The organism is Curtobacterium ammoniigenes NBRC 101786 (assembly GCF_001571045.1).
Taxonomy (GTDB): domain Bacteria; phylum Actinomycetota; class Actinomycetes; order Actinomycetales; family Microbacteriaceae; genus Curtobacterium; species Curtobacterium ammoniigenes.
The window spans coordinates 388,651-401,772 of the sequence record NZ_BCSV01000002.1 but is presented as its reverse complement, the minus strand read 5'-3'; the positions used below and the strand labels follow the sequence as shown (position 1 = coordinate 401,772).

At 68.8% G+C, this 13,122-nt stretch carries 12 protein-coding genes; 3 read left to right on the top strand and 9 right to left on the bottom strand.

Annotated elements, in window-relative coordinates; all coding sequences use genetic code 11:
- The first annotated feature begins 232 nt into the window (after positions 1–232).
- Positions 233–1,159 carry an aldo/keto reductase gene (locus CAM01S_RS05670; protein ID WP_157071445.1) on the top strand — a complete coding sequence of 309 codons (927 nt, stop codon included), beginning with the start codon at positions 233–235 and terminating at the stop codon, positions 1,157–1,159.
- Positions 1,160–1,388: 229 nt separating this feature from the next.
- On the opposite strand, the gene CAM01S_RS05665 is transcribed toward CAM01S_RS05670, so the two are convergent.
- From CAM01S_RS05665 to CAM01S_RS05640, 6 genes are all read right to left on the bottom strand, one after another.
- Positions 1,389–3,230 (bottom strand): bifunctional 3'-5' exonuclease/DNA polymerase, encoded by a 1,842-nt coding sequence (locus CAM01S_RS05665; RefSeq protein WP_083527787.1) that lies wholly within the window; start codon positions 3,228–3,230, stop codon positions 1,389–1,391.
- 37 nt (positions 3,231–3,267) lie between these two features.
- The gene (locus CAM01S_RS05660; protein WP_066518635.1) at positions 3,268–4,623 is read right to left on the bottom strand and encodes an L-serine ammonia-lyase; all 1,356 of its coding nucleotides are present in this window, start codon (positions 4,621–4,623) and stop codon (positions 3,268–3,270) included.
- 129 nt (positions 4,624–4,752) lie between these two features.
- Positions 4,753–5,352, bottom strand: coding sequence for a hypothetical protein (locus tag CAM01S_RS05655; RefSeq protein WP_066517499.1), 600 nt, complete (start codon positions 5,350–5,352; stop codon positions 4,753–4,755).
- Between the two features lie 42 nt (positions 5,353–5,394).
- Positions 5,395–5,931 carry a GNAT family N-acetyltransferase gene (locus CAM01S_RS05650; RefSeq protein WP_066517497.1) on the bottom strand — a complete coding sequence of 179 codons (537 nt, stop codon included), beginning with the start codon at positions 5,929–5,931 and terminating at the stop codon, positions 5,395–5,397.
- Positions 5,932–6,008: 77 nt separating this feature from the next.
- A complete protein-coding gene (locus CAM01S_RS05645; protein ID WP_066517491.1) occupies positions 6,009–7,286 on the bottom strand; it encodes an ABC transporter permease in 1,278 nt (425 codons plus the stop codon).
- Positions 7,283–7,981 carry an ABC transporter ATP-binding protein gene (locus CAM01S_RS05640; RefSeq protein ID WP_066517489.1) on the bottom strand — a complete coding sequence of 233 codons (699 nt, stop codon included), beginning with the start codon at positions 7,979–7,981 and terminating at the stop codon, positions 7,283–7,285. Before CAM01S_RS05640 ends, CAM01S_RS05645 begins: the two co-directional genes overlap by 4 nt.
- Positions 7,982–8,061: 80 nt before the next feature.
- On the opposite strand from CAM01S_RS05640, the gene CAM01S_RS05635 reads away from it, so the two are divergent.
- Entirely contained in the window at positions 8,062–8,736 is a 675-nt protein-coding gene (locus tag CAM01S_RS05635) for a TetR/AcrR family transcriptional regulator (RefSeq protein ID WP_066517487.1), read from the top strand.
- On the opposite strand, the gene CAM01S_RS05630 is transcribed toward CAM01S_RS05635, so the two are convergent.
- Positions 8,733–9,344 carry a DUF6197 family protein gene (locus CAM01S_RS05630; protein WP_066517485.1) on the bottom strand — a complete coding sequence of 204 codons (612 nt, stop codon included), beginning with the start codon at positions 9,342–9,344 and terminating at the stop codon, positions 8,733–8,735. The two genes, CAM01S_RS05635 and CAM01S_RS05630, sit on opposite strands and share 4 nt — an antisense overlap.
- A gap of 140 nt (positions 9,345–9,484) precedes the next feature.
- Between CAM01S_RS05630 and CAM01S_RS05625 the strand changes: the two genes are divergently transcribed.
- On the top strand, positions 9,485–9,931 hold the full coding sequence (locus tag CAM01S_RS05625) for a hypothetical protein (protein WP_066517483.1): 447 nt from the start codon (positions 9,485–9,487) through the stop codon (positions 9,929–9,931).
- A 163-nt stretch (positions 9,932–10,094) separates the two neighbouring features.
- On the opposite strand, the gene CAM01S_RS05620 is transcribed toward CAM01S_RS05625, so the two are convergent.
- On the bottom strand, positions 10,095–12,305 hold the full coding sequence (locus CAM01S_RS05620; protein WP_066517482.1) for an NADP-dependent isocitrate dehydrogenase: 2,211 nt from the start codon (positions 12,303–12,305) through the stop codon (positions 10,095–10,097).
- Between the two features lie 153 nt (positions 12,306–12,458).
- The gene (locus CAM01S_RS05615; protein ID WP_066517481.1) at positions 12,459–12,947 is read right to left on the bottom strand and encodes a hypothetical protein; all 489 of its coding nucleotides are present in this window, start codon (positions 12,945–12,947) and stop codon (positions 12,459–12,461) included.
- Between the last annotated feature and the right edge of the window lie 175 nt (positions 12,948–13,122).

Below are 13,122 nucleotides of genomic sequence, written 5' to 3'. Positions count from 1 at the left end.
CTTGGCGATCAGGGCGATCACGCCGAAGAGCGCGAGAATGCCGGCGACGACGAGTACGTCGAGCACGAGGACCAACTCCTGTGGTTGCACCTGGCGGCGCTGGTGCGCTGCCCCGCCCGATCCGGGCGTCGAACCGATGGTGGCTCCGTGCGGTGATCCCGATCGCGATCCTCACGGTTCCCTAACGCTCTTCGGGAGCACCCGTGCGCCTCCCATACGGCAGGATCGAACCGTGAAGACACTGGAGTTGCCACAGACGAACCTGACCGCATCCGACGTCATCGTCGGCCTGATGCGCATCAACGACATGTCCGACACGGACATTCGCGCGCTCTACGACGCCAGCCGGGAGGCCGGAGTAACCATGTTCGACCACGCCGCGGTGTATGGCGGCTGGCACGGCTGCGAGGAGCGGTTCGGCGCCGCAGTGACGCTGTCCGACGCGGAGCGGGCCGAGATCATTCTGCAGACGAAGGTCGGGATCCGGCAGGGCTACTTCGACTTCTCGTACGAGCACATCATCGAATCGGTCAACGACTCGCTCGCGGCGCTCCGCACCGACTACATCGACGTCCTGCTGCTGCACCGCCCGGACGCGCTCGTCGAACCGGAGGAGGTCGCACGCGCGTTCGACGAGCTCTCCGCCGCGGGCAAGGTCCGCACCTTCGGCGTCTCGAACCACACGCCCGGTCAGGTCGAGCTCCTGAAGCAGCATGTGACGCAGCCGCTCGCGGTCAACCAGGTGCAGTTGAGCATCACGCACGCGAATCTCGTCGCGCAGGGTGTCTCGGCGAACATGGGCGGACTCGATCAGTCGATCGATCGCGACAACGACATCCTCAACTACTCGCGCATGCACGCCATGACGCTGCAGGCGTGGTCACCGTTCCAGAAGGGCTTCTTCGACGGAGTGTTCCTCGGTGACCGCACGGAGTACGCGGAGCTCAACGACGTGCTCGACGAGCTCGCGGCGCAGTACGGCGTCACGCCGATCGGTATCGCCGTCGCGTGGATCACGCGTCATCCAGCGCACATGCAGGTCGTGCTCGGCACCACGAACCCGCAGCGCGTTCGGGAGGCTGCCGCCGGCTCCGATGTCACGCTCACCCGGCCGGAGTGGTACCGCCTGTTCACCGCGGCGGGGCACCTGGTCCCGTAATGGAGGCACGCCACTGACGGGTGGCTGCCCTGGCGATGCTGGCGTGGTCGGGCTGGGGATGCTGGCGTGGTCGGGCTGGGGCGGCCAATCCGCGATGGCGGTCGCGCCGAATGCTCGGCATGGAACACCGCACGACGCCGCTCTGGATCGTCGAGTTCGCCGACCGCGACGCGGACCCGTCGACCGCCACGCGGACGTGCATGGTGGGCGGGTCTGATGCGGACGACGCTCAGCGACGCGCGATCGACGTGCTCGGGCCGGACGCGGCCGTGGTGTCCGTGATTCCGCGCCCCGCCGACGGTGGAGCGTCCTTCGCGGCGGAGTAGTCGTCCACGACGGCGACCGACAGCGGGAACGTGATCGGGAAGGTGCCGAACAGGATGCGGCCCGCCTCCGCCGCGGACTCGCGAACGATATCTGCGACCGCATCGGCTGATGCGGCAGGAGCGTGCACGACGAGTTCGTCGTGCAAGAAGTAGGCGAGGTGCGGGCTGTGCTCGAGCGGCCCCGGGAACCGTTCGCGGAGCCGGGTCCGCACGCCTGCCATCCACGCCAGCGCCCACTCCGCGGCGGTCGCCTGCACGACGAAGTTCCGCGTGAACCGGCCTCGGCTGCGCGCCCGGGCGCGGGCGGCGCGCTCCGCTCCAGGAACGGCATCCGCCGCGAACGCGGCTCGCTCCGCCTCGATCTCCGCGGCGGAGGGCTGCGGCGAGGCTCTGCCGAGCAACGAGGTCACGGACTCGCCCCGCTCACCGGCACGGGCGGCGCGCTCGACGTACGCGATCGCGAGGGGGAACGCGCGGGCGAGTCTGGGCACGAGCTGCCCGCCCCGGCCCTGCGTCGCGCCGTACATGGCGCCGAGCATGGCGCTCTTCGCCTGCGATCGGTCCTCGACCGCACCGGTCGCGACGATCCCGTCATACAGGTCTCGCCCTCTGCCCGCGTCGGCCATCCGGTGGTCGCGGGAGAGTGCGGCGAGCACACGCGGCTCGAGCTGCGCGGCATCGGCGACCACGAGCCTCCAACCCGGATCCGCGACGACGGCGCTCCGGATCTGCTTCGGCAGCTGGAGCGCCCCGCCCCCGGACCCTGCCCACCGGCCGGAGACGACGCCGCCGACCACGTATTCGGGACGGAATCGCCCGTCGCGCACCCAGGTGTCGAGCCACACCCAGCCGTTCGCGGCGTACAGCCGTGCGCGTCGCTTGTACTCGAGGAGCGGTTCGATCACGGGATGCTCGACGCGTTGCAGTTCCCACTTGCTCGTCGAGGAGACGCTCAGCCCGGCACGGCGGAGCGCCCGGAGAACCTCCGTCGGCGAATCGGGGTTGAGGGCCCGGTCATCGAGATGGTGTCGCAGCACGCCCGCAAGGCGCTCGAGCTCCACGGGACGAGCGCCCATACTCGGGCGAGGGCCGAGCACCGCCTCGAGGAGCGCGGCGTGAATGTCCGCGCGCCACGGCAGGCCTGCTGCACGCATCTCTGCTGCCGCGAGCGCGCCCGCGGACTCGGCCGCGACGAGCAGTCGGAGGCCGGCCGCGCCCGGGAGTGCGTCGATGACGCGGAGCTGCGCCTGGAGCGCTTCGACCGGGTCGAACGGGACCGAGCCGTCAGCCGTCGCGGGCCATGGCACGCCCACGTCGGGCTCGGTCGTCACGGCGAGCAATGCGGCGTCGTCGAAGAGCGTCGCCGCATCGGCCGGCGGCGGCGGACCGCCCACCGGCTCCGGCGCAGTCCAGGACGCGTCGCTGCGGAGCGGGGGGCCTTCCTGTGCAGGTGCCGCGCTCGCGCCGCGGGAGGGGCGCGACTGCGCGCCGACGAGAATTCGATGCGAGAGCCGAAGGTCGTGCGCGCGGCGCACTCGGAGGCCCGCCCCGAGGAGGCTCGGGTACCAGTCCCGCGTGTCCGACCAGGTCCACCGGAGCGTCGACGAGCGCTGCGCCTCCTGCGCGTCGACCCACTCGGGGAGGCGCGTGGCCGGAATGACCTGCGGCTCCCCGATGACGCGCCCACCGTCATCGACGGACTGCGCACGCACGTCGCGGCCCGATCGGCTCAGAACGACGTACACGCCGCGATCATCTCGCACGCCACCGACGTGCGCGGTGTCAGCACAGCGGGACGTTGACGGCGAGACCGCCCATCGCGGTCTCTTTGTACTTGCTCGACATGTCGGCGCCGGTCTGGCGCATGGTCTCGACGACCTGGTCAAGGGACACGTGATGCGTTCCGTCGCCGCGCAACGCCATCCGCGCGGCGTTGATCGCGGTGTTCGCGGCGATCGCGTTCCGTTCGATGCATGGGATCTGAACGAGGCCGCCCACCGGGTCGCAGGTGAGTCCGAGATTGTGCTCCATCGCGATCTCTGCCGCGTTCTCCACCTGCTCCGGCGTGCCGCCGAGGACCTCGGCGAGGCCGCCCGCAGCCATGGAACTCGCGGACCCGACCTCGCCCTGACACCCCACCTCGGCGCCGGAGATGGAGGCCCGCTCCTTGTAGATCGACCCGATAGCGCCCGCGGTGAGCAGGAATCGCACTGTGGCGTCATCGCGGTCGAGGACCCGCGAGACGTACTGCATCGCATAGGCGAGCACGGCGGGGATGATGCCCGCGGCGCCATTGGTCGGAGCAGTCACCACTCTGCCGCCCGCCGCGTTCTCCTCGTTGACCGCCATGGCGGTGAGGTTCACCCACTCCATCGCCAGCTTCGGATCGCGATCGGGGTCGTCGTGTGCGAGCTGCTCGAACCAGGCGGCGGCGCGCCGTCGGACGCGCAGTCCGCCCGGGAGCTCACCGCCCTGCCGGATGCCGCGCTCGACGCACGCGCGCATCACGGCGGCGATCGAGAGCAGTCCGTCGCGGACTTCCCGCTCGGAGCGGAACGCGCATTCGTTGGCAAGTGCGACGGCGCTGATGCTTCCGCCGGCGTTGTGCGCCGCGCTGACGAGTTCCGCCCCAGACGAGAACGGGTACGGCACGGTCGCGGCGTCCTGGACCGGGATCGCCTGTTCGCCGTCGCGCGCGATGAAACCACCGCCGATCGAGTAATACGTCTCGTCAGCGATCAACGCCGCCCCGTCATATGCCCGAAGGCGCATGCCGTTCGGATGCCGCGGAAGCATCGTCAGCGGGTGCTGGACGATGTCGCCGACGCGGAACGGGATACACCAGCCGCGCGCCAGGTGGAGCTCGCCGGTCCGCTCGAGCGTCGCGAGATCCGCAGCCATCGCATCGGGATCGACCGTCTCTGGTCGCGCGCCCATCAGGCCGGCGGCAACCGCGCCGAGCGTTCCATGCCCGCTACCGGTACTGGCGAGCGATCCGTACAGGTCGACGCTGATGGTGGTCGGACGACGACTGACCAGCTGTTCGACGAACGCAAGCGCCGCGCGCATCGGACCGACGGTATGGGAACTCGAAGGACCAATACCAACGGTGAACAGATCGAAGACGCTGACCGGCACGAAGAGCACACTAGCCCGTCTGGACGGGTGACCCGTCAGACAATGCGGCTCGGGCCTGGCGATGCGCAGGGTGGACACGGACGCCCGCACCGAGCACTCTGACCGGTCCGCGCGCCATGCGTCGCGCGCTCAGTCGGTCGCGTCGCGCCAGCGCGCGAGCGCCGCGAGATCCTCGTCGATGAGCTGCCGGAGCCGGTCATCACGGCCAACCGCATAGTCGGGCGCTGGCGCCTGCGCCCATCCGAGCCGGTCGACCACCGCTGCGCCGATGTCGCCCCAGGCGCGGTCGCGCGCGTCGACGATGACCGCGTCGATGAACGCGCTGTCGGTGGTGCAGGCATGCAGTCGGTCAGCAAGCGCGCGATAGCTTGCCTGGCGGGTGCGGAGCGCCACCGAATCGCCGCGGCGATAGTCATGTTGGTGTCGTGATCGTCCCCGCTGCCGCTCGGCCGTGGGGATCAGCTCACCGATGCGGTCGGACTCGGCCCGCTGTTCGTCGGCGAGGCGTTCCAGCTCGATCCGGACAGCGTCGGCGACCTCGTCCGATTCGAATGCGACGCCGCGCTCGAGCGCGTTTCGAATCACCACATTCGCGACCGCGACGACGAGCGCGGCTCGAGCGATGAGGAAGCCCTCGTCGATTGATCGCTGCAGTTCGTCCGGGTCGACGGCGCGGTCCGAGTGGCCGGGAGCCTGCCCCGTCCGCCCGCGCTTGCCGAACACCGCCATGCTCCGACGATAGCGGTCGCCGGACCCGCGAGACGGGGCTTGTCAGTCGCCGAGGAGGAGGCCGTAGACGGCGACGTCGACGCGGTTCGGCCCGAGCGGCATCGCGGAGCGCAGCAGCCCCTCGAGCGTGAATCCCAGCCGCTCCGCGAGTGCGCGAGAGCGCTGGTTGCGTGCTGCCGCACGGATCTCGGCGCGTGCGAGCCCGCGTGCCCGAGCCACGCCGAGGAGCGCGGTGCACGCGCGCCGGACGCCACCACGGCCCTCCTGCGCAGCATCGATCCAGTACCCGAGCGAGCAGGATCCGAGATACGGGTCGATCGAGAGTGTCGCGACACCGACAACCTCGCCTGTCTTGCGGATCACGCAGGGGAGCGCCTGGTTTGCCCCGTATTTCGCGAGCAGATGCTCGGTGTGGAGGACGACGTCGGTGACCTCGTGCTCAGTCCAGGCCCAGGGCTCCGCCGCACGGAGCCGGTCGAGGTTGGCCTCGATCAGCGCGAAGATCGGTTCGACCGTGGTCAGATCACGAAGGGTGATCGACCAGCCGTCGCCGAGATCGTGTCCGAACGTCGTTGCCACAGCCCCACGCTAGCCAGCGGAGCGCGCTCGAGCGCGATCCGTTCGATCACTCCGAGCGCGGGGCCGGATACATCCGATCACTCGTAGCGGAGCGCGTCGATCGGGTTCTGTCGCGCGGCGCGTCGCGCCGGGAGGGTTCCGGCGAGGAAGGCGATGAGCATCACGACCAGAATGATCGTGATCACCGATGAGGGCGCGAACTGCAGGATGTGCAAGCCGGGAAGGTCCTTCAGAACGGTTCGGCCGAGCACGTTCGAGATCCCCGTTCCGAGCAGGATCGCCACGCCAGCGCCGATCGCGCTCCCGAGGAACCCGATGAACACCGCTTCGAGACTGAAGAGCGCGTAGACCTTGCCACCGCCCATCCCCATGGCCTTCATCAGACCGATCTCGCGGGTCCGCTCCTGGACGCTCATCAGCAGGGTGTTGATGATGCCGAAGCCGGCGGCGATCAGCGCGATGACCGCGAATGCGTTGAGGACCCCGACGATGCCGTTGATGACGGTCTGGAACGTGCCGAGCTGATCCTTGATCGTCTGGCCGGTGAATCCGGCCTTGCTCAGCGCGGACTTGACGGCACCGAGGTCGGCGCTGCTCGCCACGGTCGCGGTGGCCGACGCGTATCCGGTGGTGACGGCAGCGGGCTTGCCGGACTCTTGCGCCTGGCGCATCGCGTCCGTGAGGGCGGTGTTCGCGCGGCCACCGCCCCCGAAGAGCGACTGATTCTGGACGCCGACGACGGTCGCCGTGATGTCGTGCTCGGTGCCGAGATAGTCGTTCACCGCGATCGTGACGGTCTTGCCGATGGCATTGGCCGGAGTACCGAGGCCGAGGTTGCTGAGATAGTTCGTCGGCAGGATGATCTGGTGTTCGCTCGCGCTGTTGTCGAGCTGGCTGCCGGCCGCAAGGTCTGCCTTGAGCTCACCGGCATTCGCGCTGATGGACACGACGTATTTGCCATGCGAGCCGTACTCGAGCCACTTCGGCGACAGCGCGACTGCAGGCTGCACCGCGGTGACATGCGCCAGCCGGCGGATGGTCGCGATGTCGCTGGTGCTCAGGTACTGGAACGAGGCGGGTCCGCGATCCACGGATTGCCCCGACGAGCTCGGGTCGAACTTCGCCGGGCCCGAGCCAGTCGTGGTCGATTGCACAGTCTTCGTCACCGTCAGCGTGTTCGACGTGCCGATCGACGCAACCTGGGTGTTGATGTAGTTGCCCACCCCCGTTCCGATCGCTGAGGTCAGTGTGATCGTGAACGCGCCGATGAAGATCGCGATCACCGTCAGAGTGGTCCGCAACTTCGAGCGGAACGTGTTCTTGACCGATGTGCGGAGCAGGTCCAGGAATCTCATGCTGCTTCGTGCCTCCCGCTCGGGACGACGAGGCCGTCACGAACATTGATGTTGCGATCGCAGCGCCCTGCGAGGTCAGCGTCGTGCGTGACGACCACAAGCGTGATCCCCCGCTCCTGCTGCAGACGGAACAGCATGTCCTCGACGAGTTCGCCCGTCGAGGAATCGAGGTTGCCGGTCGGCTCATCCGCGAAGATCACCGATGGGTCGTTGACGAGCGCTCGCGCAATGACGACCCGCTGCTTCTGGCCACCGGAGAGCGCATTCGCGTCGTTCTTGGCTTTGTCGGCCAGCCCGAGCGCGTCCAGCGCCTCCATGCCCCGGCGACGCCGGGCGGCGCTGCCGACGCCGGCGATCTCGAGCGGAAGGATCACGTTGTCGAGCACGCTCGTATTCGGCGTCAGGAAGAACTGCTGGAACACGAACCCGAACGTGCGGTTTCGTGTCCGGTTCACCTGCTTCGCCGACAGCCGGGAGGCGTCCTCACCCTCCAGGAGAATGGTTCCGCTGGTCGGCCGGTCCAGGAGCGCGAGCAAGTGCATGAGCGTGGATTTCCCGGAGCCGCTCTTGCCGACGATCGCCAGGCTCTCGCCCGCCTGCACGGCGATCGACACCCCTTTGAGGGCGTCGAACCGGGCATCCCCGCGCCCATAGGTCTTGGTGAGGCTTCGAGCCTCCAGAACCGGTGTCGTCATGCGGCCAACCGTAGCGGAATTTGCACGACTGCAAGTTTGCGTTTGCTGAACATGTGGAAAAGCGCGGGTACGCTACGGCCATGTCCGAACTCGGCCTTCGCGATCGCAAGCGCGCGCAGACGCGAAGCCGCATTGCCGACGCGGCGCGGACGCTCGCGCTCGAGGCCGGGATCGAGCACACCACCGTCGAGCAGATCGCGCAACAGGCCGACATCTCGCCGCGCACGTTCTTCAACTACTTCGCGACCAAAGAGGACGCCGTCCTCGGAATCGGCGAGACCGACCTGACGCAGGAACGGATCGACGAACAGCTTCGCGCCGTAGGCGACCGACCGACCGTCGAAGCCGTTGTCGGTCTGATCTTCGGCGTGTTCGGCGAGACCTTCGCGGATGCAGAACTGCGCGCCGCCCGCAAAGAGATCCTGCATCGCTTTCCGCAGCTCATGCGTCGGCAGATGAGCCACATGGGTGCGGTCGCCGAGACCCTCACCGCAGCGGTGCGAACCATCCTCGAACGAGACCCCGCCTGGGGGCCGGACGGAGCGACTCCTGCCGCCGCGTCGATGCTCCTCGGCATGTGCATGACGGCGTTGCGCACGCTCGCCGGCCCGGAGACGAAGCGCCCGTCGGTGGCCCCCGCAGTGCTCGAGCGCGAGGTCGTCGCGCTCGTGCAGAGCACCGCGGAGCGCCTCGTCGCCGCCACGACAGCCGGCCCGGTCGTGTCGACCGCCCGTCGAGCTGGTACGTCGAGCTAGGCGCCGAGTTTCGCTGCGGCGCGACTGCTCAGGCGCTCTCCTTCACGGACGGCCACGCGCTCGGCGGTGAGCAGCAGACTGCTCACGTCCGCCGCTGTCCGATTCGCGGCGTCGTTCCAGCTCGTCAGGTCGCGGACTCGGCCCATGCGGACATCCGGTGCTGGGCACCAGACCACGGGCAGCCCCTCTTCGACTGCGAGCGCGTGCCAGACCAGGTCGAGCGCGCGCTGCACGGGTTGGGTGTGGACGCTCGAGGGCCCGCCAGCGGCGGCGACCACGGCGCCAACGAGGCACGCGCCGACGAGCGGTCGACCGACCACGTCCATCGCGCCGGCGCTCGAGGCCTTTCGGGTCCGACCTCGCTCGTCGACATAGGCGAACCAGGCGTGCTGGATCCATCCGCGGTCGATGACGTTCCGCGCCTCGTCGAGCAGCGCTTCGACGGCTCGGAGATCGGCAAGTTGCGACTCGAGGCGTCGGATCCGTGCTGCTCGTCGACGAGCTGCGTATCGATCGAGCCAGCCACGGACGCCGCGGCGCGTGGTCTGGTCAGGGGTGGGGGAGGCGTCCGGCCGGACGTCGTGCTGCGCGGAGAACTCGAGGGTCATTGCGGTCCCTCCCGGATCGTGATGCACGGATGGTGTGTGCACACTAATCCCGATCGCAGTTCCGCGTAAGACCCCGTCGTCCTGAGTGACCGTGATCCGCACTCAGGGTTCGCCGCGCCCGCTCGGCTAGCGTTCCCCGCATGCTGCACCCGGACCGCTTCGCTCCGCGTTGGTCGTCGCGCGCGCTGTGGCTGCTGCTCCCGACGGCGGTCATTGACTGGTTCGCGTTCGTGCCCGAGCCGGTGGTTGTCGGCGCGTTCGTTCTGGGCCTGCTCGGGCTGCTCGCGATCGCGACAGCGGGCGCGGTCCGCGCCACACGCGGCAGACGCGGCGCAGCGGTGGGAGCGGGGATGGCGCTCCTCGCCGGCGGGATCGTCTGGCTGGCAATGAACCCGATCCCGGCGACGATCCCCGGTCTGGCCAGTTGGTGGCCGGCGGCGATCACCCTGCCGCAAGCGGTTGCGGCCGCCTACTGGGAACTGGTGGGGCTCGGCGCAGCCCTCACCGGCGTCGCCATGCTCGGAACGCTCCTCGTGCTCGCGGTGATCGCACCCGGCCGAACGACGACGGGCAGCGGATCACGCTGAGCCGCTTTGCGCGGTGCGAGCTCAGCACCTGACGAGCGGTTCGCACGGCGTCCGTCGGCCATGGCCAAGGGCGACGACCGAGGGCAGCGACGGCCGAGGACGGCGCCGACAGCCGGACCCGTCGGGCGCGGCCGGCCGGATTGGCCGACCGCACCCGATCGGATCAGAGCGTCGCGAGCGCTTCGTTGAGCGCCGACGAGGGCCGCATGACCGTTTCGGTCTTGGTCTCGTCGGGGCGGTAGTACCCGCCGATGTCGGCCGGCTCGCCTTGCACCGCGAGCAGCTGTTCGACGATCGTCTCCTCGTTCTCGTCGAGACGCTCTGCGAACGCACCGAACGCGGCCGCGAGCTCGGGATCGTCCTGCTGCGTGGCGAGTTCGTGTGCCCAGTACTTGGCGAGGTAGAAGTGGCTGCCGCGGTTGTCGATCGTGCCGAGCTTCCGGCCCGGGGACTTGTTCTCGTCAAGGAAGGTTCCGGTGGCGCGGTCGAGCGTGTCAGCGAGAACCTGCGCGCGGGCGTTTCCGGTGACTGCGGCGAGATGCTCGAAGCTCACCGCGAGTGCCAGGAACTCGCCGAGGCTGTCCCAGCGCAGGTAGTTCTCCTGAACGAGCTGCTGGACGTGCTTCGGCGCAGAGCCCCCGGCGCCCGTTTCGAAGAGTCCGCCGCCGCCAAGGAGGGGCACGACGGACAGCATCTTGGCCGACGTGCCGAGCTCCATGATCGGGAAGAGGTCGGTGAGGTAGTCGCGCAGCACGTTGCCGGTGACTGAGATGGTGTCCTCGCCGCGGCGGATGCGCTCGAGCGAGAACTGCATCGCCTCGACCGGGGAGAGGATCTCGATCTGCAGGCCGTCGGTGTCGAGCTCGGCGAGGGCATCCGTGACGATGTCGATGAGCGCGGCGTCGTGCGAGCGGGTCGGGTCGAGCCAGAACACGGCCGGCGCACCGGTCGCGCGGGCACGGGTGACGGCGAGCTTCACCCAGTCGCGGATCGCAACGTCCTTGGTCTGGCACGCGCGCCAGATGTCACCGGCGCTCACTGCGTGCTCGAGCACGGTCTCGCCAGCGCCGTTCACGACGCGGACTCGGCCGGTCGCCGGAATCTGGAAGGTCTTGTCGTGCGAGCCGTACTCTTCGGCCTTCTGCGCCATGAGCCCAACGTTCGGGACGGAGCCCATCGTCGCCGGATCGAACGCGCCATTGGCACGGCAGTCGTCGATCACGGCCTGGTAGATCCCCGCGTAGCTGGAGTCCGGAATGACCGCGAGAGTGTCGTGCTCCGCGCCGTCCGGGCCCCACATGTGTCCGGACGTTCGGATCATGGCGGGCATGGAGGCGTCGACGATGACGTCGCTCGGCACGTGCAGGTTCGTGATCCCCCGGTCGGAGTCGACCATCGCGAGCTCGGGACCGTCGGCGATCGCCTGATCGATCGCCGACTTGATCGCCGCACCGTTGGGCAGGGCGTCGAGGCCGGCGAGGATCGATCCGAGTCCGTCGTTCGGGGTGAGACCGGCGGCAGCGAGGTCTGCGCCGTACTGCTCGAAGACATCACGGAAGAAGACGCGGATGACCTGGCCGAAGATGATCGGGTCGGAGACCTTCATCATCGTCGCCTTGAGGTGAACGGAGAACAGGATGCCTTCGTCCTTGGCGCGCTGCAGCTGCACGGCGAGGAACTCGCGGAGCGGAGCGACCCGGAGCACTGTCGCGTCGATCACCTCCCCCTCGAGCACGGGGAGGTCGGCGCGCAGAATCTGCGGCTCGCCGTCGTCTGGCACGAACTCGATGGTGAGTGAATCGGCGTGCTGCATGACCACGCTCTTCTCGTTCGAGCGGAAGTCGTCGACGCCCATGGTGACGACGTTCGTCTTCGAATCCGACGACCAGGCGCCCATGCGGTGCGGGTGCTTGCGCGCGTAGTTCTTCACGGACAGCGGTGCGCGACGGTCGGAGTTGCCTTCGCGCAGCACCGGGTTGACCGCGCTGCCCTTCACCCGGTCGTAGCGCTCACGGATGTCGCGCTCAGCGTCGTCGGCGGGCTCGTCGGGATAGTCCGGGAGGTCGTAGCCCTGGGTCTGCAGCTCTTTGATGGCCGCCTTCAACTGCGGGATGGAGGCCGAGATGTTCGGAAGCTTAATGATGTTCGCTTCGGGCGTGGTGGCGAGTTCGCCGAGCTCGGCGAGCGCGTCGTCGAGGTGCTGCTCTGCGCTGAGCCGCTCCGGGAACTGCGCGATGATGCGCCCGGCGAGGGAGATGTCACGGGTTTCGACCTCGACGCCGGCCGTGCGCGCGAAGGCCTCGATGATCGGAAGGAACGAATAGGTCGCGAGAAGCGGCGCCTCGTCGGTGAGCGTGTAGATGATCTTGGCCATGCTGGCGGCTACTCCCTTGGTCGAGCGTCGGTGGTGCTCACGCTACTCGCGCTTCGCAATATCTCGACATCAAGATACCTTGCTCGGCTGACGCCCAGCGATAGGAGCACGAACCCACGACGCGCGCACTCACCCGATCGTTACGGGCGATGGTTACGGGCGCAGCTTGAGGCGGAACACGCGGACACCGGCGGCGCGCAGTCCGGCGTACCCAACGCGAAGGCGGATCGATCGCCAGGGCGTGATCACGCCGCCGACGGCACCGACGATGTCGAGCTGGTGCAGCATCTCGACGGTGAGGAGTCGCTCGAGCTTCGGCGCCAGCCGGGCGTACACCGGGATCGAGAACACCACCTGTAGGGCGTGCGGGTCCAGCCCGGGAGCGAGCCGCTCCGCAATGCGCACACCACGTTGAAATGGCGAGTCGTGCTCGCCTCGGCGCACGGCGACCACCGCGAGGCCCGGCGCAGCGCCGTCCGGAGGGTCGAGTGGCGCGATCGCAGGCTGCACGATGAGTCGATCCTCGGCGACGCCCGCGCGGAGGGCACCCATGCGGAGTGTTTCCAGAAGATCCGGCTCGTTGGCCGCCAGCACGATCGTCGTCGTCTGGAAGTCGACCGGTCCAGCGTCGCTCTCTGGCATGCCCGTCCGGCCTCTCGTTCGTGTCCCTGCGTTCGATTGTGGCCTGCGCGCAGGTGACGCGTCGGCATTCGCACGCACTTTACGGCGCGATGTCCTCAGGGCGCTGCGGGACCGCCGGCCGTTTCGGGTCCGGTCGGCGATCCCGGGGTGGCGCGGTGCGGGCACGACGGGCACC